We start from the raw sequence: 22,057 nt of genomic DNA on the forward strand, positions 1-22,057 counted from the left end.
CCGGCCCGGTGGCGCACGCGCAGGTGCCCGAGGCGGCCCCGGCCGCTGCGGCGCAGGTCGCGCAGGCGCCCGAAGCGGCACCGGCCGCCGCTGCGGCACAGGCCGCGGAGGCGGGGCTCGCGGCTGCCGGGCAGGTGGCGGAGGCTCAGCAGGCGGTGGCGGCACAGGGGGCCGAGGTTCAGCAGTCGGTGACGGCGCAGGGATCCGAGGCTCAGCAGCCGGTGGCGGCGCAGGTGGCTGCCGAGGCCGGGCCCGCTGTTTCCGCGCAGGCCGCGGGAGCCGGGCCGGTGGAGGCCGTGCAGGTCGCGGAGGCCGGGGTCGCGGCTGCCGCGCAGGTGGTGGAGGCTCAGCAGGCAACGGCGCAGGGCGCCGAGGCTCAGCAGCCGGTGGCGGCGCAGGTGGCTGCCGAGGCCGGGTCCGGCGTTCCCGCGCAGGCCGCGGGAGCCGTGCAGATGGTGCCCGAGCAGACGATGGCCGCGACGCCGGCTGAGGAACCGGCCGCGGCCGGTGGCCCGGGCGGTGAGACGGCTGCCGCCGAGACCGAGCAGCTCGCGGCGGGCACGGGTCTGCCCGTCAGCCCGGAGCCGGGGCAGGCCGCCGGTCCCGAGGCACCCCAGGGCACGGAGGTCGCGGGTGACTCCGCCGCCGTGCCCACGGAGCCGGTCCAGGTCGCAGACGCGCAGGACGCGCCGACTGCCGCTCCCGCCGCGGGCGTTGGCCCGGACGCGGAGCAGGTGGCCGGGGCCGAGCCTGCCGCCGTGCAGGACGCGGCGGTTGCCGCTCCGGCGGAGGGCGCCGGCCCGGATGCCGCCCAGAGCCCCATGCAGGACGCGGTGGTCGCCTCTGTCCCCGCTCCTACGGCATTGGAAGCCCTCCAAGTCGCCGGTGCCGAGGCCGCGCAGGCCGCCGCCGAGCAGGCCGCAGCCGCGCAGGCCGTGCCCGCGCCGGGCGTGCCCGTCGAGGCGGAGCCCGCTCCCGTCGTACCGGAGACGGCCCAGCCGGTCCCCGCCGAGGCACCCGCGCAGGGTCCCGCTGCCGCTGCTCCCGAGCCGGGCGCGCTGCCCGCCGCTGCCACGGAACCCGCGGCGGCCCCTGAAGCGATCCCCTTCCCCGACGCCGCCACCGGCCCCGAGCAGCCCGACGTGGCGTCTCCGGAGGCCGTTGCCGAGGAACCGGCCGACGGTGCGGCGGCTGCCGCCCAGGTGCCCGAACCGATGACCCCGGAACCCTCCGCGACCCCCGACACCCCCGAGTCCGCGACGGCAGTCCCGGCAGCCCCGGCGATCCCGGACGCTCCCGAGGCTCCGGCACCCACCCCGGCCGCGTCCCCCGCCGAAGCCGCCGCGCAGGAACCGGTCGCCGCCGTCGACGGCACCGGCGCGCAGCCCCCGGCGCAGCACGCCCAGCCGGCCCACACCGAGACGGCCGCACCCCAGCCCGACATGACAGCTCCTCAGATCGCCACTCCCGCCCCCGAGGCCCCCGTCGCCCCGGCCGCCCCGGTCACGGAAGCCGAGCAAGCCGCCGAAGCCGAGCAATCCGCCGAGGCAGCCGAGCCCACGGCCACCCCGGCCCCCGCAGCCGAAGCCCCGTCCCCCGCAGCCGAAGCCCCGGCCCCCGAGGACGTCACCGTCGTCCTCCCCGCCGCCCCGCCCGCAGACGAGCAGTCCGGTCAAGTCGGCCAGGCCGGTCAGCCCGGTCAGCCCGTCCAGGGCCCGCAGCAGTCCCAGCCCGGGCAGCCCGGGGCGGCGGAACCCGTCGCCCTCGTCCCCGCACCCCGCGACGGCGACGCCGCACTCGCGCAGAACGCCGACGACCTGGACACCCGGGCCGCCGAACAGGAAGACCTGGCGGACCAGGAACGTTCAGAGGGAGAGGGCGCCCCCGCAGTGACAGAGGCACGAGAGTCCAGTGGCCCGGCCGCACCCCCCTACGACCCCGCCGAGCGCGAGGCCGTCCTGAAGGTCATGCGCGAACGCCGCGACATCCGCAACGGCTTCCGCAGCGACCCCATCCCGCACGAGGTGCTGCTCCGTGTCCTGGAGGCCGCCCACCACGCGCCCTCCGTAGGCCACTCGCAGCCCTGGGACTTCGTCGTCATCCGCTCCGCGGACACACGGCGCGCGATGCACGAACTGGCCATGCGCCAGCGCGACGCGTACGCGAAGTCCCTCCCCAAGGGCCGGGCCAAGCAGTTCAAGGAACTGAAGATCGAGGCCATCCTCGACACGCCGGTGAACATCGTCGTCACCGCCGACCCGACCCGCGGCGGCCGCCACACCCTCGGCCGCCACACCCAACCCCAGATGGCCCCGTACTCGGCCGCCCTGGCCGTGGAGAATCTCTGGCTCGCCGCCCGCGCCGAAGGCCTCGGCGTCGGCTGGGTCAGCTTCTTCGACGAGCGCGAGATGGTGCGCGCCCTCGGCCTGCCCGAGCACCTCGAGGTCATCGCCTATCTGTGCGTCGGTTACGTCGACGAGTTCCCGGACGAGCCCGAGCTGCTGCAGGCGGGCTGGTCCAAGCGCCGCCCGCTGTCGTGGGTCGTGCACGAGGAGACGTACGGCCGACGCGCACTGCCCGGAGAGGAACCGCACGACCTGCTCGCCGAGACCGTCGCGCAGATCCGCCCGCTGGACGCCAAGGCGCTCGGCGAGGCGTGGGAGCGCCAGAAGCGCATGACCAAGCCGGCCGGCGCGCTGGGCATGCTGGAGATCATCTCCGCCCAGCTGTCCGGTCTGTCCCGCCAGTGCCCGCCGCCCATCCCGGAGCCCGCGGCCGTCGCGATCTTCGCCGGCGACCACGGTGTCCACGCCCAGGGCGTGACCCCCTGGCCGCAGGAGGTCACGGCCCAGATGGTGGCCAACTTCCTCGGCGGCGGCGCCGTCTGCAACGCCTTCGCCACCCAGGTCGGCGCCGAGGTGTGCATCGTCGACGTCGGTGTCGCCGCCGACCTCCCGGCCACGCCGGGCCTGCTGCCCCGCAAGATCCGGGGCGGCACGTCCGACATGACGACCGGCCCGGCGATGACCCGCGAGGAGGCCAGGCAGGCCATCGAGGTGGGCATCGAGACGGCCCGCGACCTGGTCGCCGCCGGCAACAAGGCACTGCTCACCGGTGAGATGGGCATCGGAAACACCACCGCGTCCGCCGCCCTGATCTCCGTCTTCACGGGCGCGGACCCGGCCGAGGTCACCGGCCGCGGCACCGGCATCAACGACGAGACGCTCGCCCGCAAGACCGAGGTCGTCCGCCGCGCCCTGGAACTCCACCAGCCGGACCCGGCGGACCCGATCGGCGTGCTCGCCGCGATCGGCGGCTTCGAGCACGCCGCCATCGTCGGTCTCCTCCTCGGCGGCGCGTCCCTGCGCACGCCGGTGATCCTGGACGGCGTCAGCGCCGGTGCAGCCGCCCTGGTCGCCCGGGCGATCGCCCCGGAGGTCCTGGCCGCCTGCATCGCGGGCCACCGCAGCGCCGAGCCGGGCCACGTGGCGGCCCTCAACAAGCTGGGCCTGCGTCCCCTGGTCGACCTCGACCTGCGCCTGGGCGAGGGCACGGGCGCCCTGCTGGCCCTGCCCCTGGTGCAGAGCACGGCCCGGGCGATGCACGAGGTGGCGACGTTCGACTCGGCGGGCGTGACCGAGAAGTAGGGCCCTCGCGGCCCCCGGGATCCGTGCCCATCCGTTCCGCGCGGCGGAGCGGATGGGCACGGATCATGTCCGGCCGCGCGGCCGGCGTGCCCAGCCACTGGACCACCCGGGCCGCCCTTCCGCCCGCCCATTAAAATCCGCACGTCAGGGCTACCGCACCGCTGTCTACAGGAGCCGCACCCTCATGGCCGAACACCCCGCCTACCCCGTAGGCCTCCGCCTCACCGGCCGCCGCGTGGTCGTCCTCGGCGGCGGCCAGGTCGCCCAGCGCCGCCTCCCGGCGCTCGTCGCCGCCGGCGCGGACGTCCTCCTCGTGTCCCCGCAGGCCACGCCCTCGGTCGAGGCGATGGCGGATGCCGGCGAGATCACCTGGCTCGAGCGCCCCTATCAGGAGGGCGACCTCGCGGACGCCTGGTACGCGCTGATCGCCACCAGCGACGCGGACGCCAACACCCGGGCCTCGGCCGAGGCGGAGCGGCACCGCGTCTGGTGCGTCCGGTCCGACGACGCCGACCAGGCCACGGCCTGGACCCCGGCCACCGGTCACAGCGAGGGCGTCACGGTCGCCGTCCTCACCACCGACGCGCGCGGCCGCGACCCCCGCCACACCGCCGCCATCCGCGACGCGGTCGTCGAAGGACTGCGCGACGGCACGCTGGTCGCCCCGCACCACCGCACCCGCACGCCCGGAGTCGCCCTGGTCGGCGGCGGCCCCGGCGATCCGGACCTGATCACCGTGCGCGGCCGCCGCCTGCTCGGCGAGGCCGACGTGGTCATCACCGACCACCTCGGACCGCGCGACCTGCTCGCCGAGCTCTCCCCGAACGTCGAGGTCATCGACGCGGCGAAGCTCCCCTACGGCAGGTTCATGGCCCAGGAGGCCATCAACGAGGCCCTGATCGAGTACGCCAGGCAGGGCAAGTCCGTCGTGCGGCTGAAGGGCGGCGACCCCTTCGTCTACGGACGCGGCATGGAGGAGGTCCAGGCCCTGGCCGAGGCCGGCATCCCGTGCACGGTCGTGCCCGGGATCTCCAGCTCCATCTCGGTCCCGGGCGCCGCCGGCATCCCGGTCACCCACCGGGGCGTCGCCCACGAGTTCACGGTCGTCAGCGGCCACATCGCCCCCGACGACGAGCGCTCCCTGGTCGACTGGCCCTCCCTCGCCAAGCTGACCGGCACGCTGGTGATCCTCATGGGCGTCGGCACGATCGGGAAGGTCGCCGAGACGCTCATCGCCCACGGCAGGTCCCCCGACGCGCCCGTCGCCCTGATCCAGGAGGGCACCACGGCCGGCCAGCGTCGCGTCGACGCCACCCTGGCCACCGTCGGGGAGACCGTGCGGACCGAGGACGTGAAGCCCCCGGCGGTCATCGTCATCGGCGAGGTCGTGAACGTCGGCCCGAAGCCCGCCGCACCCCGTAAGTAACCCCGGGTAACACAACCCGTACCGAGCCGTTGGCACCGCACCCAGGACAAGGCAGTATCACCCTGTGGCCGATCTCATCACCGTCGAGGATCCCGACGACCCGCGCCTGCGCGACTACACCGGCCTGACCGACGTGGAGTTGCGCCGCAAGCGCGAACCCGCCGAGGGCCTGTTCATCGCCGAGGGCGAGAAGGTCATCAGAAGGGCCAAGGAGGCGGGCTACGAGATGCGGTCCATGCTGCTCTCGGCCAAGTGGGTCGACGTCATGCGCGACGTCATCGACGAACTCCCCGCCCCCGTCTACGCCGTCAGCCCCGAGCTCGCCGAGCAGGTCACCGGCTACCACGTGCACCGCGGCGCCCTGGCCTCCATGCAGCGCAAGCCCCTGCCCACGGCCGCCGGCCTGCTGCGCACCGCCCGCCGCGTCGTCGTCATGGAGTCGGTCAACGACCACACCAACATCGGCGCGATCTTCCGCTCCGCCGCCGCCCTCGGCATGGACGCGGTCCTGCTCTCCCCGGACTGCGCCGACCCGCTGTACCGCCGTAGCGTGAAGGTCTCCATGGGCGCCGTCTTCTCCGTGCCGTACGCCCGGCTCGACACCTGGCCCAAGGGCCTGGACTCGGTCCGCGAGGCGGGCTTCACGCTCCTCGCCCTGACCCCGGACGAGAAGGCCAGGTCGCTCGACGAGGCCGCCCCGCACACCATGGACCGCGTGGCCCTCATGCTCGGTGCCGAGGGCGACGGACTGTCCACGCAGGCCCTGGTCGCCGCCGACGAGTGGGTCCGCATCCCCATGTCCCACGGCGTGGACTCCCTCAACGTGGGCGCGGCGGCCGCCGTCGCCTTCTACGCGGTGGCCACCGGCCGCGCCCGGGTCTAGGACCGTGCCGGTGGAGCAGCGCGACGCCGTCGTCGCCGTCCTCCTGCGCGGCGGGCGCCTGCTCGCGATCCGGCGCGGGCCGGGCGTCGCGAGCCCCGGCTACTGGCAGCCGCTCAGCGGCAAGGTCGAACCGGGCGAGACCCAGGAGCAGGCGGTCGTCCGGGAGGTCCGCGAGGAGGTCGGCCTCACCGTCGTACCGGAGGCGAAGATCTGGGAGTCGGAGACCGACGACGGCCGCTTCCGCCTCCACTGGTGGACCGCCCGCGCGGACGCGGGAGAGGTGGTCCCGGACCCGGACGAGGTCGCCGAGACCCGCTGGGTCACCCCCGAGGAGTTCCTGGCCCTGGACCCGGTCTTCGACGGCGACCGCGAGTTCTTCGAGCGGATCCTGCCGGGACGGTGACCGCCTTGGGCGCGGGCGCCCGGGACGGTGACGGCCCCGGGCGCGGGCGTCAGGGTCCGTACCCGCCCGGCCCGGAATCCGGCTGCGTCTGCTCCTGCCGTACGCCGGCCCCGTCGTCGCCGAGTCCGCGCGCCGGGCCCTGGCAGCCCTGCACCAGCGCGATGCCGACCGCGACCAGCAGCGTGACCACGACGAACACGAAGAGCCGCTGGCGCAGCAGCCGCGGATTGGCGGGCCGCAGCCCCGTCCCCGTGTTCCTGGACGCCGGGCGCCCGGTGCCGCTGTGCGGCGCGGGCCGGCTGCCGCTGCCCGGCCGCGTCCCGTTGCGCCCGGTCGGTGTCGGCCGGGAACCCGAGCGCGACGGTGTGCCGCCGCGCGCGGCGCCGCCCCCGCGCAGCGGGCTCCGGCTCCGCTGACCACCGCCCGACGGCCGGTTGCCGGTGCCGGAGGGCCGGGACGTGCCCCGCGCGCCGGTTCCGCCCTGGGACGCCGGGCCGCCGTCCGGTGCGACGGCACCGTCCCGGCCCGGGGCGGATCCGCGCGGCGGGGGAGTGCCCCGGCCCCGCTGCCCCCCGGACGTCCCCAGGCCCTGCCGGCCCCGGGCGCGGTCGGGATAGGTGTCGACGGGCCGGTCGGACTCGCCGCCGCGCGGCGCGGGCGGCCGTACACCGGCGAGGTCCTGGGACTCGCGGGCCGCGATCTCCTTGAGCCGCAGCGACAGTTGGAGCGTGCTGGGCCGCTCCTCGGGGTCCTTCGCCAGGCACGCCCGGACCAGCGGGGCCAGCGCGTCGGGCACGCCGTGCAGCTGCGGTTCCTCGTGCACCACGCGGTACAGCATCACCTCGGAACTGCCGTGCCCGAAGGGCGAGTCGCCCATCGAGCAGTAGGCGAGGGTGGCGCCGAGCGAGAACACGTCCGTGGCCGGTGTGACGGCGGCCCCGCGCACCTGCTCCGGTGCCAGGAAGCCCGGCGAGCCTACGGCCGTGCCCACGTGGGTCAGCGTCGAGGCGCCGGTCGCCCAGGCGATGCCGAAGTCGATGATCCGCGGCCCCTTCGGGGACAGCAGGATGTTGGACGGCTTGAGATCCCGGTGCACGACCCCGGCCTCGTGCACCGCGACCAGGCCCTCCGACAGGGCGGCCCCGACGGCGGCGACGTCGGCAGCGCCGAGCGGCCCCTCGGCGGCGACCTTGTCGTGCAGGGAGGGGCCGGGCACGTACTGGGTGGCGAACCAGGGCCGGTCCGCGTCCAGGTCGGCGGCCACCAGCCGGGCCGTGCACCCGCCGCGGATCCGGCGGGCGGCCGAGACCTCACGGGCGAACCGCGAGCGGAACTCCTGGTCCTCCGCCAGATCCGGCCGGATGACCTTCAGCGCGACCCGCTGCCCCTTCTTGTCGGAGCCCAGGTAGACCACGCCCATCCCGCCCGCGCCCAGCCGTCTGTGAAGCTTGAACGAGCCGACGACGCGCGGGTCCTCGCGCCTCAGGCGCATCATCGCCATGTTCATCCCCGCTGCCCGGTCCTGTGACGAGCCACAGCTTACGTTTCCACGGCCGCCCGCGCGCAGAGGCCGCGCCCTCTCGGAGTGATGGATTGTCAGTGGTGGGTGGGAGACTTGAAAGGTGGTCAGGGAGGGCGCGGGGAGGCGGACTTCGCGCCGTTGGTGATCCCAACCACCCGTCGCAGAAGGGGGATTGGTCCTGTGAAGGGTGATCGCGTGGAGATAGTCGTGGACGCGGGGGACACGACGCGCACGTACGAGGTGGTGGCGAGCCGGGCCGGGCGCAGGGTGGAGACGGCGGTGCGCCGAGGTGTCGTGGAAGTGAGCGAAGTCACGCGTAGCGGGACAGTCGTACGTACGGCGCGGTTCATGGCGAACCGGGTGCTGGCGCTGGTGGAACAGCCGGTTCCGCGGGAGGAGGGCTCGGAGAAAGCGGGATGATCCGGGCGTCCCGTCGGGGAAGACCCTGAGACCGGGACCAGCGTCTCCACCCAGGGGAGTACATCGCGGAGGACGGCTCATCCTCCGGGAGGCCCGGCAATCGGTACGAGGGCATGACGCCCGTGGCGGGCCGCGCGCCTAGATTTGAGGTCAAGCGGCGGGTGCAGCACTCGTCCCCCGAGGTCAGACACCCGCCGCTGCCAAGGACAACAGAGCGAGGTCAGGAGAGGGACCATGGCCCACACGGCACCGCGGACACTGCTCCGCGAGGAGGGACGCAAGGTGTACGCCGCCGCGTTCCCGCGCCGCCAGGGCCGCCGCCACCCCGTGGTGGCGACGCTGATGGCCCTTCCCCTGGCGGTCCTGCTCCTCCTCGTCTTCGACGGGTGGGAGACAGTGGCCACACAGGCGTCGTCCGTGGGAGAGATGCTGGGGCGCTGAGCGGCGACCCCAGGCCCGGAAGAGCGGTCCGGGCGGGGACATCCACCCATGAAACCCCGTGGGGACGGGGGTGCGGCGGACGGCACAAATGCCGGCGCAGCTGGGGAGCTGCGCCGGCATTGCTTTTCCCTCCGGACCGTGTGCCCGACCGACCCCGCCGGTGCAGCCTCGTCGGCACGGCCCCGACATCCGGAACGCCCGGCCTCGGAACTCACGGCCCCGGCACCCGGAACGGCCGGCCCCCCGGCACCCGGCACTTATGGCCCCGGCATCCGGAACGTCCGGCCCCAGAACGTGCGCCCCTGGCACCCGAACCCCCGCCCCGCCCCCGGCGTACCCTCACCCCGTGACAGCCGCCCCCGACCCGCTCATACCCGCCCTCGCCGCCCGGGCCCGGGTCGCTGCGCATGCTCGCCCGGCGTCCTGCCCCTGCGGCACGGCCACCCTCGCGGACCGGCCCGACGGCACCGTCGTGCGTCACGGCGACACTGTCGCCAAGGCTCACCCGCCGGGCACCGGCCCCACCGAGCTGGCCGGACGTCTCGCCGTCGCCGCGCACCACCCCGGCGTTCTCCTGCCCCCGCTCACCCCGGCCCCCCTCGATCTGCACGGTCGCCTCGTCACGCTCTGGCCCTACGGCACCCCCGTGGACCCCGACGACCCGGACGCCGCCCCCTGGGAAGCCGCCGCCGGGCTCCTCGCCCGCCTCCACCGCACCCCCGCGCCCGAGGGCCTGCCGCCCATGCGCGGCCCCGTGAAGGCGGCCCTCGCCATCGCCCGGCTCCGCGAGATGGCGGCCGCGCGCCCCGCGGCCGCCCCCGTCCTGCGCGCCTGGGACACCCTCCCCGCCTGGGCCCGCGCAGAGGCCCCCATGCCGGACACCACCACCCTCTGCCACGGCGACCTCCACCTCGGCCAGCTCGTACGCCACCCCGCCCCCGGCGGCCCCTGGCGGCTGATCGACGTGGACGACCTCGGGGTCGGCGTCCCGGCCTGGGATCTCGCCCGCCCCGCCGCCTGGTACGCCTCCGGCCTGCTCCCGCCCACCGAATGGACCCGGTTCCTCGCCGCCTACCGCGAGGCCGGCGGCCCGGCGGTGCCCGCCGACGGCGACCCCTGGCCCGCCCTGGACGTGCCGGCCCGCGCCCTCACCGTGCAGACCGCGGCCCGGGCCGTCGCCAAGGCGCTCGCGGCCGGCCGAGCCCTGGACGAGGTGGAGCAGGCGGTCCTGGACGCCTGCGACCGGATGGCCGCCCTCCCGCCGCAGTTGCCGCAGGACCACGCGAAGTAGGGTGCAACCGACCACAGCCGGACAGAGTCTGTCCTGGCGAGACGCGAAGCAGGACCGACCGGCGAGGAGTTGAACGACCATGCAGTGTCCGAAGTGCCGAGCTCCGATGCACACGTACAACCGCAACGGTGTCCAGATAGAGCAGTGCAGCGGCTGCCGAGGGATCTTCCTCGACTACGGCGAGCTGGAGTCGCTGACCCGTCTGGAGGCCCAGTGGTCCCAGCCGGCCCCGCCGCCCCCGCCCGCGCCGCAGGCCTACCCGGCCCCTCCGGCCCCCGCCTGGGGCGCCCCGCACGGCGGCCACGGTCACCACGGCCACCACCGCAACAAGAGCTTCGGGCACATGCTGTTCTCGTCCTGAGCGAGCGGCGGCACGACAGAGCCCCCGGCCGTCGAACGGCCGGGGGCTCCGGTGTGATGTGGACGATACTGGGATTGAACCAGTGACCTCTTCCGTGTCAGGGAAGCGCTCTCCCGCTGAGCTAATCGTCCTCGGGACCATGACCACCGACTGCAGCGGATCATGGGCACTGCGTGCGCGATACTGGGATTGAACCAGTGACCTCTTCCGTGTCAGGGAAGCGCTCTCCCGCTGAGCTAATCGCGCGGGTGGATCTTCGAGAAGATCCAGTGGACGATACTGGGATTGAACCAGTGACCTCTTCCGTGTCAGGGAAGCGCTCTCCCGCTGAGCTAATCGTCCTTGGAGGTGGAGACGGGATTTGAACCCGTGTAGACGGCTTTGCAGGCCGTTGCCTCGCCTCTCGGCCACTCCACCAGGAGTGTAGGGGGCCGGGAGCCCCCTGTTCCTGCGAGCGGACGACGAGGCTCGAACTCGCGACCTCAACCTTGGCAAGGTTGCGCTCTACCAACTGAGCTACGTCCGCTTGTCGTTTCGGTCCGCTCTCGCGGCCCGGCGACGAGTTGAACTCTAGCGGATTCCGCTGCCAGTACAAAAACGCGTTTGCGCAGCGTGCTGCGCTTGCCCTGCTCAGGGGCGTCGGCTCCGCCCCTGAGGGGAGATCCCCCGGCCAGCCGCCGGACGCCCGCCATAGACTCGACTGCGTGCTCGACCTCCCGCCCCTCGCCCGCTTCGGCGACCGTGTCGCCACCGGGCTCCTCGACGTCACCGACGACCCCGAAGCCCTGGAATCCAGTGGTTTCTGGGCCGTCTGCGCCGACTTCGAGGGCCGTCTGACCTGCGCCCGCTTCGCCCAGGTGCGCAGGGCCGAGGTGCCCGCGCCCGTGCCGGACGCCTGGCGCGCACCCGCGGCGGGTGACTGGACGTCCTCGCTCGACCGCGCCGCGTACACGGCCGCGGTCCGGCGCATCCGCGCGCACATCGCGGCCGGCGAGGTCTACCAGGCGAACCTGTGCCGCGTGCTGTCTGCGCCGGTCGCGCCCGGCGCCGATGTCGACGCCCTCACCGCACTGCTGGCCCGCGGCAACCCGGCCCCCTACGCAGGAACGATCCGTCTGCCCCGGCACGGCGTGGAGATCGCCACCGCGTCCCCCGAGCTGTTCCTGCGCCGCGAGGGCCGGGTCGTCGAGTCCGGCCCGATCAAGGGCACCGGCCGGATCGAGGCGGATCTGCTGGAGAAGGACTACGCCGAGAACGTGATGATCGTGGACCTCGTCCGCAACGACATCGGCCGGGTCTGCGCCACGGGCAGCGTGACCGTGCCCGACCTGTGCGCCGTCGAGAAGCACCCGGGCCTGGTCCACCTCGTGTCGACGGTCCGCGGTGAGCTGGAGGACGGGACCGGCTGGGCCGAGCTGCTCGGCGCCGCCTTTCCGCCCGGCTCGGTCACCGGCGCGCCCAAGTCCAGCGCCCTGCGGATCATCGACGCGCTGGAAACGGTGCCCCGCGGCCCGTACTGCGGCGGCATCGGCTGGGTCGACGCCGACCGGCGGACCGGTGAGCTGGCCGTCGGCATCCGGACCTTCTGGATCGACCGGGACCCGGGCATGCTGCGCTTCGGCACCGGCGCCGGCATCACCTGGGGATCCGACCCCGAGGGGGAGTGGCGGGAGACCGAGCTGAAGGCGGCCCGGCTGCTCGCGATAGCGTCGGGCACGTACGAGGTGAGTGGAGAGGACCTGACGTGAAGATCTGGCTCGACGGCGGACTGCAGGACATCGAGTCCGCCCGCGTCTCCGTCTTCGACCACGGACTGACCGTGGGCGACGGCATCTTCGAGACGGTGAAGGCCGTGGACGGCCGGACGTTCGCGCTCACCCGCCATCTCGACCGGCTCACCCGGTCCGCGCGCGGCCTCGGCCTGCCCGACCCGGACCACGACGAGGTACGCCGCGCCTGCGCCGCCGTCCTGGAGGCCAACCCCGTGCCGCTCGGCCGCCTCCGCATCACCTACACCGGCGGCCACGGCCCGCTCGGCTCCGACCGCGGCGACCACGGCCCGACCCTCGTCGTCGCCGTCGGCGAGACGACCCGCCGCCCCGACTCCACCGCGGTGATCACGGTCCCCTGGACCCGCAACGAACGCGGCGCCCTCACCGGCCTGAAGACCACCTCGTACGCCGAGAACGTCGTCGCCCTGGCCCGCGCCCGTGAACAGGGCGCCTCCGAGGCCCTGTTCGGCAACACGGTCGGACAGCTCTGCGAGGGCACCGGGTCGAACGTCTTCGTCGTCCTCGACGGCGAGATCCACACCCCGCCGCTCGCCTCCGGCTGCCTCGCGGGCATCACGCGCGAGCTCACCGTCGAATGGACCGGAGCGGAGGAGACCGACCTGCCGCTGGACGTCCTGGAGCGTGCCGACGAGATCTTCCTGACGTCCACGCTGCGGGACGTGCAGGCCGTGCACCGGGTCGACGGCCGTGAGCTGCCGGGCGCGCCCGGGCCGGTGACCGCCAAGGCCATGCGGATCTTCGAGGAGCGCTCCGGGGACGACCTCGACCCCTGACCCGCGCGTTTATTGAGCTGAACCGGGCCGTGGATCCGGGTAGAACACCCCTGATGACCACGACCCTGCGGCCGACCGAGCCGCTTCAGCAGAACGCCGACGGGACGCGCTCGCGCCGCTACCAGGTGTGCGTGAACGGCCGTCCCGTAGGGGCGATACACCTCGGCACGCACCCCGTGTTCGGCGACGCGGTGGCCCGGATCATGGAACTGCGCATCGAGGAACCGGACCGCGGGCGCGGCCGGGGCACGGTGGCCGCGCTCGCCGCGGAGGAGGTGGCCCGCGGCTGGGGGTGCCGCCGGATCGAGGCCATGGTCCCCGGGGACGCCGGGCCCGCGCTGCGCTTCGCCACGGCGCTCGGCTACGTCGTACGCAACCGCGGCATGGAGAAGCGGCTCGGCGAGACCCCGCCCGAGCTGCCGTCCGGCAGCCGGGCCCGGCCCATGACCGAGGCGGAGTTCGGCCCCTGGCTGGAGCAGGGCAAGGAACACTACGCCCGCAGCTGGATCGACCGGGGCGTGCCGGAGGCCGAGGCCCGGGCCAAGTCGGAGCGCGACCACGCCACGCTGCTGCCCGACGGCCTCGCCACCCCCGGCATGCTCATCAGCGTCGTCGAACACCTGGGGACACCGGTGGGCACGCTGTGGCTCGCGGTCCGGGAGAACGACGCCTTCGTCTTCGACGTCGAGGCCGACGCCGCCCACCGGGGCCGGGGGCACGGCCGCACGCTGATGCTGCTGGCGGAGGCCCAGACGATCGCCGAGGGCAGGCGCGCCCTCGGCCTCAACGTCTTCGCCGGCAACACCCCGGCCGAGCGCCTCTACGCGTCCCTCGGCTACGAGACGACGCAGTACGCCATGTACAAGCCGCTGCTGTGACGGCCCGGGGGCCGGAGCCGGCGAGGGGGATCAGTGCGCGGGGCCGGCCAGCAGCCGGTCCGCGATCTCCTCGATCCGCTCGCGCAGTCCCTCCTGGCTCTTGCCCCCGTCGAGCCGCTCACCGCCGATGACGTACGTCGGGGTGCCGGTCACGCCGACGGCCTTGCCCTCGGCCTGGTCGGCGTCCACGATCAGGATGTGCCGGCCGTCGACCAGCGCGGTGTCGAACTCCTCGGCGTCCAGACCCAGTTCCCGGGCCACCTCCACCAGGAAGGGCTCGCCCTTGCGGCCCAGCTCCTCCACCCGGCCCAGCACGGCCTCCACGTACGCCCATCCCCGGCCCTGGTCCCAGGCCTCCTCCGCGGCCTGGGCGGCGGCGAAGGCGTGCTTGTTCTTCTCCAGGGGGAAATGCCGCAGCCGTACTTCGAGACGGTCGCCGTAGCGCTCGCGCAGGGCACGAAGGTCGTCCAGCGCGGTGCGGCAGTCCGGGCACTGCAGGTCGCACCAGATCTCGAGAACGGGGGCGGGGGAGGAGTCGCTCATGCCGACAGTCTTCCAGCAGCGCGGGCGGAGGGTGCACCCCGTACCGGCACCTGGGGAGGAGGGGACCCGGAGATGTCCCTGATGTCCGGCCGCAGCATGGCCCGCCGGGGTGCCGCGGGTGCAGGATGGAAGGGACGAAGTGCCCCCGCCCGACCGTGCCACGCCTGGAGGACCGGATGATTGCCGAGACCGTCTGCTCCGCCGTGGCCGCGGCGGGCCTGGGCATCGCGGCCGTCACGGCGTACCGCAAGCGTTTCCTCGCGGCGGTCCGTATCGCGGCCTACTCGCTCGTGCCGATCGGGCTGGTCATGACGGGTGTCGTGGAATGGCTGGCCGACACGGCGTTCAGCCCGACGGCCTGGGCCGGCTTCGGCGTGCTGGGCCTGTCGTGGGTGCTGTTCGCGACCACCCGCGTGGTGGAGCGCCGCCGCGGCGGCACCCGCAAGGAGCGCAGGGCGGCCGCCCGTGCGGCGGACCGTCCCGGCGCGGTGGCCCCCGGGGCCTCGGCGCCCTCCCTGGGGCAGGGCGCGCGCCCGGCGGCCCGGCCCGCGGCGGCGCCCCGGGGCGACGACGACTTCAGCGACATCGAGGCGATCCTCAAGAAGCACGGCATCTGACGTCCGCGCGGTGGCCGAACCGTCACAGTGAGTCCGCGGACGCGCGGAAGTGATCACAAGCCGAACCGGACCTCACGGAATCGGCGCACTCCCGCACGGAACGAGGCCGCCGATCGCGTCCGGCACGGCGACTGCGTCATCATCGCCGCGAGATGCTGGACACGACGGAACAGAGCGACCCCGCCCCGCCGCAGGACGAGCCCCGTACCCCTCGGGACGAACCACGTGGTTGCCTCTTCGCCCTTTCCCAGCCACCGCTGATGATCTTCCTTGCGGTGATCGGGTGTCTGCTGCTCATGGCCTCGTTGCACGATCTGCTGCTGCTGTGAGCCGTACCCGCGGTACCCGGCGTCACCCGCCGGGACCGCGTCGGCATCGACGACGTACCTCCGGCGGCCCGGACGGCCCAGACGGCCCCCGGCGGCCCGGCGGTCAGCCGGCCGCCTCCTTGCGCCGCGCCCGGTACGCGGCCACGTGCAGCCGGTTTCCGCAGGTGCGGCTGTCGCAGTAGCGGCGTGAGCGGTTGCGGGACAGGTCGACGAAAGCCCGCCGGCAGTCGGGCGCCTCGCAGCGCCGCAGCCGCTCCTGCTCGCCGGCGACCACGAAGAACGCCAGCGCCATGCCGCAGTCGGCGGCCAGGTGGTCCGCGACGGACGCGCCGGGCGCGAAGTAGTGGACGTGCCAGTCGTAGCCGTCGTGGTCGGTGAGCCGGGGGGTGGTGCCGGCGGCGGCGACCAGTTCGTTGATCAGGCCGGCGGCGGACCGGGCGTCGGGGGCCGCGAAGACGGAGGCGAACCGGCCGCGGATCTTCCGCACCGCGGACAGGTCGAACTCCGAGAGCACGCCGACATCGCTGATCTCGTGGTTTCGCACGAAATCGACGAGGGCCGCCACGTCCGCCAGCCCGTCGGCTGCCGTGTCGTCCTCCGGTGCGGTGTTCACCAGATCGACCACGGTGTCGAGGGCGCACCGGGTGTCATGGGTGATCAGCACGATTCGCTCCCTGGCCTGGGGGTCGGGCAGGCGCCCGTCGGTGGGGGCCGATGGTAACGGCTCCGCATGCGCCGGACCGCCCTCACGCCCGTACATGGCTTCGAATACAACGCTGCCGGGGCCGCCATGGTTCCCCAGGCGGCCCCGGCAGCGTCCGGGTGGCGCGACGCGGACCGGCGCCGCCCCGCGTGCTCCGCGGTGCAGGCGCCGGTGTATCCCGTATGCGGTTGTCCGAGCCCGAGCCGTCTCCCCGAGTCGACGGCGCCGGGCGGCTTTGTGAGGGCCTCGACCTAGCTTTCCGCCAGGATGTGCGAGAGCTCCTGATCGAGATCGAAGTGCCGGTGTTCCGTGCCGGGCGGCACAGCGGCGTCGGTGCGCTTCAGGAAGGACTCCAGAGCCCGCGCCGGGGCCTCCAGCAGGGCCTCGCCCTCCGGAGAGCTCAGGGCGATGCACACGACGCCCTGACCATGACTGCGCGACGGCCAGACGCGGACGTCGCCGGTGCCCGTGGGGCGGTGAAGTCCCTCGGCGAGGAGGTCGCGGGCGAACACCCACTCGACGGTTTCCTCGGCTCCGGTGTGGAAGGTGGCGTGCACGGCGTAGGGGTCGGCCGTGTCGTACCGCAGGCCTGCGGGGACAGGCAGGGAGGACTCGCTCGACACAACGAGGCGCAGGTGCAGCTCGCAGCTGACCGTGGTGTTCATAAGCGCCAGGGCCTTTCGCTCAGTGTGCGCTCGGGGATTCGCACGTCGGCGAAATCGACATGCCACCTACGGTGCCGTTGTAAACCCCTCTGAGTGTTTTGCGTGCCTTTACGTAACTCTTCCGGCCGAGAGATCGTTCGCGCCGTGCGTCCATTCCGGTGACTGGTTTCGCTCGGGTAGTGTTTGGCCGTATGAATACGGGGAGTGACGAGCCGGGCGAGGTGGCCGTGGCATCGAACGAGACGGGGACGAACGAGGCGCACGGCGAGCCGCATCGGGGGCTCGGCTCACGGGCGCCGGAATTCGTGAAGGCGCGTCGGCTGCTGCATGTGAGCTGGCAGGTCGGCGTCTTCATCATCGGGCTCGCGGTCGTCGTGGCGGGCATCATCATGCTGCCCCTGCCCGGGCCGGGCTGGGTCGTGATCTTCGGCGGCATGGCGATCTGGGCGACCGAGTTCGTGTGGGCGCAGCTGGTGCTCCGCTGGACCAAGCGGAAGGTCACCGAGGCGGCACAGCGCGCTCTCGACCCCAAGGTGCGGCGCCGCAACATCATCCTGACGAGCATCGGGCTGATCGTCGTGGCCGTACTGGTCGGTATCTACGTGTGGAAGTTCGGCATCGTCATGCCGTGGAAGATCAAGAACCAGTGAGCCGCTTCGGGGGGGTGCCGGCGCCGGCCGATGGTCACAGGCACCCCCTGACATGGGGTAATGTTCTTCCTGCGTCCGGGCGATTAGCTCAGTGGGAGAGCGCTTCGTTCACACCGAAGAGGTCACTGGTTCGAACCCAGTATCGCCCACCCGGAACGGCGGCCCACCTGCGACAACGCGGGTGGGCCGCCGTCGTTGTGGCGGGGAGGGGCTGGCGGATAAGCGCGGGGGCGGCGCCGATCGAGCCCGCCGCGAGCCGCGAGCCGCGAGCACGGCAGTGGGCCGCGGGCCCTTCGTCCGCCCGGCCAGCCCGGCCGTCCGACCGACCCGGCCGTCCGCCCCGGCTGTGCTACCGACCTGTCCGTCCGTCCGACTCGCCCGTCCGGCTAGCCCGCCCGTCCGACCGCCCGACCCGGCCGTCCGTCCGGCCGCGCCGCGCGCGACCCGGCACGGCCTGGCCGGCCCGCCCGCGTCTCGCAAGATCCGCAGGTCCGCCCGCCTTCGTCACGCTCCGTTCCGTGTCCGGCGGCACCGTCGGTCTGGCCGGAAACGGACACCGTTCGTCCCGCGGCTGCCTCCGCGTCACCGTCGCCTTTCGGTCGCCGCCGGATCCCGTCCGGCCGGTCCCGCCGCGTCCGCCCCGTCGGCCGCACGCACCCCACCAGCGACGTCCCCGCACCCCGCACTCACCCCGGCCGCCTCGCCCGGCCCGGCGCCCCGCGCCCTCGGCGAGAAATTCTTGTCCGAATCATTGACGCACCATCGGCCCCTCCGTACCTTGTGCCAGCAAGCGCTTACTTGAAACGATTCATGCGAGCGGGGCAACGTGCGGGGAGGTCCAACCGTGGTGAACGGCAGGAATGTTGAGAGACGAACGGTGCTGAAGGCGGCCGGGGCCACGGCGGCGACGCTGGGCCTGGCCGCGACCACCGGCTGCGGTGGTGACGGAGGGGTCTCCGCGGACGGGACGGTGACGATCCGTTATGCGTGGTGGGGCGCGGAGGACCGGGCTCAGAGAATCAGGAAGACGATCGCGCTCTTCGAGAAGAAGTACCCGAAGATCAAGGTGAAAACGGACTTCCAGCCTTATCTCGACTTCTGGAAGAAGTTCAACACCCAAGCCTCCGGCGGAAATCCACCGGACGTCTTCCAGAATGCCGTCGGCTTCCTCCGTAAATACGACGCGAAGAACGTCCTGCTCGATCTCGGCGAGCAGGTCGAGGCAGGCCACCTCCGGATGGAGGGATTCCGGGCCGGGTTGGAGAAGTTCGGCGAGATCGACGGCAAGCTCCTCGGTGTCCCCGTCGGCTCCAACTCGATGGCCCTCGTCATCGACAAGCCCGTCTACACCAAGGCCGGCGTGAAGCCCGAGCAGGGCTGGACCTGGGACGACTTCGAAGCGGGCATGCGGAAGATCCGCGACAGAACGGGCCGCGCCGGGGACAGCGGCATGTACGGCGTCATGTACCTCTACGACCTCTATCTGCGCCAGAACGGCAAGGCCTTCTTCACCGCGGACGGACTCGGCTTCACCGAGGCGGACCTGACGGACTGGTGGACCAGGGCCGAGCAGGGCGTCGAGCAGGGGCTCTACGCCGACCCCAAGAAGGTCGCCCAGATCAAGCCCAAGTCGGCGCTCGCCGCGGAGCTCTGCGGCAGCGAGTTCACCTGGGACAACTTCACCGTGCGCTACAGCGCCGAGGGCAAGAGCGAGTACGCCCTGGCGCCGATTCCGACCACCGACGGCAAGAAGACCGGCCAGTACCTCGGCTCGCTCATGCTGAGCGCCTCCAAGCGCACCCGGCACCCCAAGGAGGTCGCGCAGTTCATCGATTTCATGGTGCACGACCCCGAGGTCGCCAGAATCATGGGCTACGACCGCGGGGTGCCCGCCACCCAGGCGCAGTTCGACGCCTACCAGCCGACCGACGAGGTCAACAAGGCGATCGCCGCCTACGAGGAGTCCCTCGTCGAGGCCGGGGTCCTGGAGCCCATCACCCCGCACCCGAACGGCGCGGACATCTGCGAGTCCGCGTTCCTGCGCATCGCCGAGGAACTGGGCCTGGGCAAGAGGTCGGTGGACGAGGCCGTACAGCAGTTCTTCACCGAGTCGAAGACGGCTCTCGGCACCTGATGGGAACCACCGTGACACACGCCCCTGCGCGGGAGGCCCTGTCCCGGGACTCCGAGCCGCGGCACGGTCCGGTGAAGCCCGCGCGCCCCGCCGCCCTCAAGCGGCGGCGGCGCCGGGAGAACCTGGCCGGCTACCTCTTCATGTCCCCCTGGATCGCCGGGTTCCTGCTGCTGACAGCGGGCCCGATGGTCGCCTCGCTCTACTTCGCGTTCACCGACTACAACCTGTTCGACCCGCCGCGGTGGATCGGCCTCGACAACTTCTCCGAGATGTTCGGCGACCCGCGCTGGCGCCACTCGGTGCAGGTGACGCTGTGGTACGTCGTCGTGGGTACGCCCCTGAAGCTGATCGCGGCGCTCGGTGTGGCGCTGCTCCTCGCCCAGAAGCGGCGCGGGCAGGCCTTCTACCGGGCCGCGTTCTACGCGCCGTCGCTGATCGGCGCGAGCGTGTCCGTCGCGATCGTGTGGAAGGCGATCTTCTCGGACGACGCGGTCGTCGACCGCACGCAGCAGCTGTTCGGGATCGACGTCGGCGGCTGGACCGGTGACCCGGACATGATCATCTACGCGCTGGTGGCGCTGACCGTCTGGCAGTTCGGCGCTCCCATGGTCATCTTCCTCGCCGGTCTGAAGCAGGTCCCGAGGGAGCTGTACGAGGCGGCCGAGGTGGACGGCGCCGGCACGCTGCGGCGGTTCTGGAACATCACCCTGCCGATGATCTCGCCGGTCCTCTTCTTCAACGTTCTGCTGGAGACGATCCACTCCTTCCAGATCTTCAGCTCGGCGTACATCGTCGGCGGCGGCGCCGGAGGCAACGCCTGCGGTCCGGCCGACGGTTCGATGGTCTACACCTGCTACCTCTACGTCCAGGGCTTCGAGAACAGCCGGATGGGCCTGGCCTCCGCCATGGCCTGGCTGCTGCTGATCGCGGTCGCCCTGGTGACGGCGGTGCTGTTCTGGTCCCAGAAGCGCTGGGTGCACTACGAGGAGGGCGCCGCATGAGCTCCCCGGATCTCTCGGCTCCGCTCGATCAGGGGGCGCCCCCGCAGGCCACGCGGGCCGGCACGCCCGGCTCCGGAGCCTTCCGCCGGAGGCTCCCCGGGTCCGTCGCCTGGCACGTCGGTTCCCTGCTGATCCTCGGGGTGATCCTCTACCCGGTGGTCTGGGTCGTCGGCGCCTCGTTCAAGAGGAGCGAGGACATCGTCGGCAGCCTGGACCTCTTCCCGGGCGACCCGATCGCCACGAACTACACCCGGCTCGGCGAGGGCATCGCGGACATCGCCGTCTCCACGTTCTTCGTCAACTCGCTCGTTCTCGCGGTGGGTTCCGTGATCGGGATCCTGGTGTCCTGCTCACTGACCGCGTACGCTTTCGCGAAGATCAGGTTCGCGGGCCGGAACCTGCTGTTCACGCTGATGATCGGCACGCTCCTGCTGCCGTACCACGTGCTGCTGATCCCGCAGTACGTGCTGTTCCGCAACATGGAGATGATCAACACCTACACCCCGCTGCTGCTGGGGAAGTACCTGGCCACGGAGGCCTTCTTCGTCTTCCTGATGGTGCAGTTCATGCGCAACCTGCCCAAGGAGCTCGACGAGGCCGCACGGCTCGACGGCTGCGGGCACGCGCGCATCTACTGGTCGATCGTGCTGCCGCTGTGCCGCCCGGCCCTGATCACCAGCGCGATCTTCACGTTCATCAACGCCTGGAACGACTTCATGGGCCCGCTGATCTACCTGAACGAGCCCGACAAGTACACCGTCTCGCTGGGGCTGAAGATGTTCGTGGACCAGGACGCCGTGGCCAACTACGGCGGCATGATCGCCATGTCACTGGTCGCGCTGCTGCCGGTCCTGGCCTTCTTCCTCGCCTTCCAGCGCTATCTGATCGACGGCATGGCCACGTCGGGTCTGAAGGGCTGAGGGCGGGCATGGCCGGGACACGGGTGAAGGCACGTGGTGAGTCGCTGCTCGCGGAGCGGTTCGCGGTGTTCGCCGAGGCGTTGCTGACCGGCGTGTGGATCGCGGTCGCCTCGCTGGGCGTGGTGACGTACCCGGCGGCCTTCGCCGCCGGGGCGCGGCACCTCAGGCGACGCATCGCCCACGAGGGCGGCGGCCTGCGGGCGTTCGTCGCCGACTTCCCCACGGCCCTGCGCCGCGGATGGCTCGCGGGCCTCGCCGGATGGGCGGCGGCGGCCGCGGTCTGGGTGGACGTCCAGGCGGCCCGGGCCGGCATCCCGGGCGGGCCGCTCGCCGGGGCCGTCGGGGTCGTGGCGCTGATCGCTCTGGTCGTGGCCGGGCTGCGCGCTGCGGCGGTCTGGGAGCCGGGCGCCCGCTGGCGCACGCTGCTCGCGCACGCCGGGCGGCGGACCGTGCTGGATCCGGCAGGGTCCTTCCTGCTCGTCGGCGGGCTGGCCGTGGTGCCCCTGTCCGCCTGGTTCGCGACGCCGCTGGCGATCCCCGTCCTCGGGGCCGTCGCGGCGGCGGCCGTCGCCGTGGAGGAGCGGTACCGGCACCGCTGACGGCGGCCCCAGCCTGCCCCGGCCGGCGCCCCGGCGCCGTGCCCCTTTCTGTCATGCC

Annotated in this window: 22 protein-coding genes and 6 tRNA genes; 19 read left to right on the forward strand and 9 right to left on the reverse strand. The window is 73.0% G+C overall.

What is annotated here, in order from left to right:
• The first annotated feature begins 8 nt into the window (after positions 1-8).
• From cobT to CHR28_RS35940, 4 genes are all read left to right on the forward strand, one after another.
• Complete coding sequence (gene cobT, locus CHR28_RS35925; RefSeq protein ID WP_094057950.1) at positions 9-3,647, forward strand: nicotinate-nucleotide--dimethylbenzimidazole phosphoribosyltransferase; 3,639 nt, start codon at positions 9-11, stop codon at positions 3,645-3,647.
• Between the two features lie 184 nt (positions 3,648-3,831).
• Positions 3,832-5,073, forward strand: coding sequence for a uroporphyrinogen-III C-methyltransferase (gene cobA / locus CHR28_RS35930; RefSeq protein WP_094057927.1), 1,242 nt, complete (start codon positions 3,832-3,834; stop codon positions 5,071-5,073).
• Positions 5,074-5,137: 64 nt separating this feature from the next.
• Positions 5,138-5,956 (forward strand): TrmH family RNA methyltransferase, encoded by an 819-nt coding sequence (locus CHR28_RS35935; RefSeq protein WP_094057928.1) that lies wholly within the window; start codon positions 5,138-5,140, stop codon positions 5,954-5,956.
• A gap of 10 nt (positions 5,957-5,966) precedes the next feature.
• Positions 5,967-6,359 (forward strand): NUDIX domain-containing protein, encoded by a 393-nt coding sequence (locus tag CHR28_RS35940; protein ID WP_094057929.1) that lies wholly within the window; start codon positions 5,967-5,969, stop codon positions 6,357-6,359.
• 49 nt (positions 6,360-6,408) lie between these two features.
• Here the strand turns inward: CHR28_RS35940 and CHR28_RS35945 are convergent, their stop codons facing one another.
• A complete protein-coding gene (locus CHR28_RS35945; RefSeq protein WP_094057930.1) occupies positions 6,409-7,866 on the reverse strand; it encodes a serine/threonine-protein kinase in 1,458 nt (485 codons plus the stop codon).
• A 195-nt stretch (positions 7,867-8,061) separates the two neighbouring features.
• On the opposite strand from CHR28_RS35945, the gene CHR28_RS35950 reads away from it, so the two are divergent.
• The 4 genes from CHR28_RS35950 (at position 8,062) to CHR28_RS35965 (ending at position 10,394) form a co-directional block, all read left to right on the forward strand.
• Entirely contained in the window at positions 8,062-8,301 is a 240-nt protein-coding gene (locus tag CHR28_RS35950; protein ID WP_094057931.1) for a hypothetical protein, read from the forward strand.
• A 234-nt stretch (positions 8,302-8,535) separates the two neighbouring features.
• Positions 8,536-8,742 carry a hypothetical protein gene (locus tag CHR28_RS35955; RefSeq protein WP_094057932.1) on the forward strand — a complete coding sequence of 69 codons (207 nt, stop codon included), beginning with the start codon at positions 8,536-8,538 and terminating at the stop codon, positions 8,740-8,742.
• A gap of 346 nt (positions 8,743-9,088) precedes the next feature.
• Positions 9,089-10,033: a phosphotransferase family protein gene (locus CHR28_RS35960; RefSeq protein ID WP_256984598.1), complete on the forward strand. Its 945-nt coding sequence runs from the start codon at positions 9,089-9,091 to the stop codon at positions 10,031-10,033.
• 79 nt (positions 10,034-10,112) lie between these two features.
• A complete protein-coding gene (locus tag CHR28_RS35965) occupies positions 10,113-10,394 on the forward strand; it encodes a TFIIB-type zinc ribbon-containing protein (RefSeq protein ID WP_094057934.1) in 282 nt (93 codons plus the stop codon).
• A 59-nt stretch (positions 10,395-10,453) separates the two neighbouring features.
• On the opposite strand, the gene CHR28_RS35970 is transcribed toward CHR28_RS35965, so the two are convergent.
• From CHR28_RS35970 to CHR28_RS35990, 5 genes are all read right to left on the reverse strand, one after another.
• Positions 10,454-10,525, reverse strand: a tRNA-Val gene (locus CHR28_RS35970).
• Positions 10,526-10,568: 43 nt separating this feature from the next.
• A tRNA-Val gene (locus CHR28_RS35975) sits at positions 10,569-10,640 on the reverse strand.
• 24 nt (positions 10,641-10,664) lie between these two features.
• Positions 10,665-10,736: transfer RNA gene (locus CHR28_RS35980), tRNA-Val, on the reverse strand.
• Between the two features lies 1 nt (position 10,737).
• A tRNA-Cys gene (locus CHR28_RS35985) sits at positions 10,738-10,811 on the reverse strand.
• A 36-nt stretch (positions 10,812-10,847) separates the two neighbouring features.
• Positions 10,848-10,920, reverse strand: a tRNA-Gly gene (locus tag CHR28_RS35990).
• 178 nt (positions 10,921-11,098) lie between these two features.
• Here CHR28_RS35990 and CHR28_RS35995 point away from each other — a divergent pair.
• The 3 genes from CHR28_RS35995 to CHR28_RS36005 are packed head-to-tail and all read left to right on the forward strand — an operon-like array spanning position 11,099 to position 13,838.
• Entirely contained in the window at positions 11,099-12,142 is a 1,044-nt protein-coding gene (locus tag CHR28_RS35995; RefSeq protein WP_094057935.1) for a chorismate-binding protein, read from the forward strand.
• Positions 12,139-12,960: an aminotransferase class IV gene (locus CHR28_RS36000; RefSeq protein ID WP_094057936.1), complete on the forward strand. Its 822-nt coding sequence runs from the start codon at positions 12,139-12,141 to the stop codon at positions 12,958-12,960. The genes CHR28_RS35995 and CHR28_RS36000 overlap by 4 nt, the downstream gene beginning before the upstream one ends.
• Positions 12,961-13,013: 53 nt before the next feature.
• Complete coding sequence (locus tag CHR28_RS36005; protein WP_094057937.1) at positions 13,014-13,838, forward strand: GNAT family N-acetyltransferase; 825 nt, start codon at positions 13,014-13,016, stop codon at positions 13,836-13,838.
• 30 nt (positions 13,839-13,868) lie between these two features.
• Here CHR28_RS36005 and CHR28_RS36010 read toward each other — a convergent pair whose 3' ends face one another.
• Positions 13,869-14,381: a DsbA family protein gene (locus CHR28_RS36010; RefSeq protein WP_094057938.1), complete on the reverse strand. Its 513-nt coding sequence runs from the start codon at positions 14,379-14,381 to the stop codon at positions 13,869-13,871.
• Positions 14,382-14,557: 176 nt separating this feature from the next.
• Between CHR28_RS36010 and CHR28_RS36015 the strand changes: the two genes are divergently transcribed.
• Positions 14,558-14,998: a hypothetical protein gene (locus CHR28_RS36015; protein ID WP_094057939.1), complete on the forward strand. Its 441-nt coding sequence runs from the start codon at positions 14,558-14,560 to the stop codon at positions 14,996-14,998.
• A 152-nt stretch (positions 14,999-15,150) separates the two neighbouring features.
• Positions 15,151-15,327: a hypothetical protein gene (locus CHR28_RS37950; RefSeq protein WP_179272684.1), complete on the forward strand. Its 177-nt coding sequence runs from the start codon at positions 15,151-15,153 to the stop codon at positions 15,325-15,327.
• 103 nt (positions 15,328-15,430) lie between these two features.
• Here the strand turns inward: CHR28_RS37950 and CHR28_RS36020 are convergent, their stop codons facing one another.
• Complete coding sequence (locus CHR28_RS36020; protein WP_094057940.1) at positions 15,431-15,991, reverse strand: CGNR zinc finger domain-containing protein; 561 nt, start codon at positions 15,989-15,991, stop codon at positions 15,431-15,433.
• A 290-nt stretch (positions 15,992-16,281) separates the two neighbouring features.
• Complete coding sequence (locus CHR28_RS36025; RefSeq protein ID WP_004002642.1) at positions 16,282-16,695, reverse strand: SsgA family sporulation/cell division regulator; 414 nt, start codon at positions 16,693-16,695, stop codon at positions 16,282-16,284.
• A gap of 191 nt (positions 16,696-16,886) precedes the next feature.
• Here CHR28_RS36025 and CHR28_RS36030 point away from each other — a divergent pair, with 191 nt between their 5' ends.
• From CHR28_RS36030 to CHR28_RS36055, 6 genes are all read left to right on the forward strand, one after another.
• Positions 16,887-17,345, forward strand: a complete 459-nt coding sequence (locus CHR28_RS36030) for a TIGR02611 family protein (RefSeq protein ID WP_094057941.1) — start codon at positions 16,887-16,889, stop codon at positions 17,343-17,345.
• A gap of 77 nt (positions 17,346-17,422) precedes the next feature.
• A tRNA-Val gene (locus CHR28_RS36035) sits at positions 17,423-17,494 on the forward strand.
• Between the two features lie 695 nt (positions 17,495-18,189).
• On the forward strand, positions 18,190-19,479 hold the full coding sequence (locus tag CHR28_RS36040) for an ABC transporter substrate-binding protein (protein ID WP_094057942.1): 1,290 nt from the start codon (positions 18,190-18,192) through the stop codon (positions 19,477-19,479).
• Positions 19,479-20,480 (forward strand): carbohydrate ABC transporter permease, encoded by a 1,002-nt coding sequence (locus CHR28_RS36045; RefSeq protein WP_179272685.1) that lies wholly within the window; start codon positions 19,479-19,481, stop codon positions 20,478-20,480. Before CHR28_RS36040 ends, CHR28_RS36045 begins: the two co-directional genes overlap by 1 nt.
• Positions 20,477-21,400 (forward strand): carbohydrate ABC transporter permease, encoded by a 924-nt coding sequence (locus CHR28_RS36050; protein WP_094057943.1) that lies wholly within the window; start codon positions 20,477-20,479, stop codon positions 21,398-21,400. The genes CHR28_RS36045 and CHR28_RS36050 overlap by 4 nt, the downstream gene beginning before the upstream one ends.
• A gap of 8 nt (positions 21,401-21,408) precedes the next feature.
• Positions 21,409-21,999, forward strand: coding sequence for a hypothetical protein (locus CHR28_RS36055; RefSeq protein ID WP_094057944.1), 591 nt, complete (start codon positions 21,409-21,411; stop codon positions 21,997-21,999).
• The last annotated feature ends 58 nt before the right edge of the window (positions 22,000-22,057 follow it).

Origin of the sequence: Streptomyces sp. XY006 (genome assembly GCF_002237655.1) — a bacterium.
GTDB classification, from domain to species: Bacteria; Actinomycetota; Actinomycetes; order Streptomycetales; family Streptomycetaceae; genus Streptomyces; species Streptomyces levis.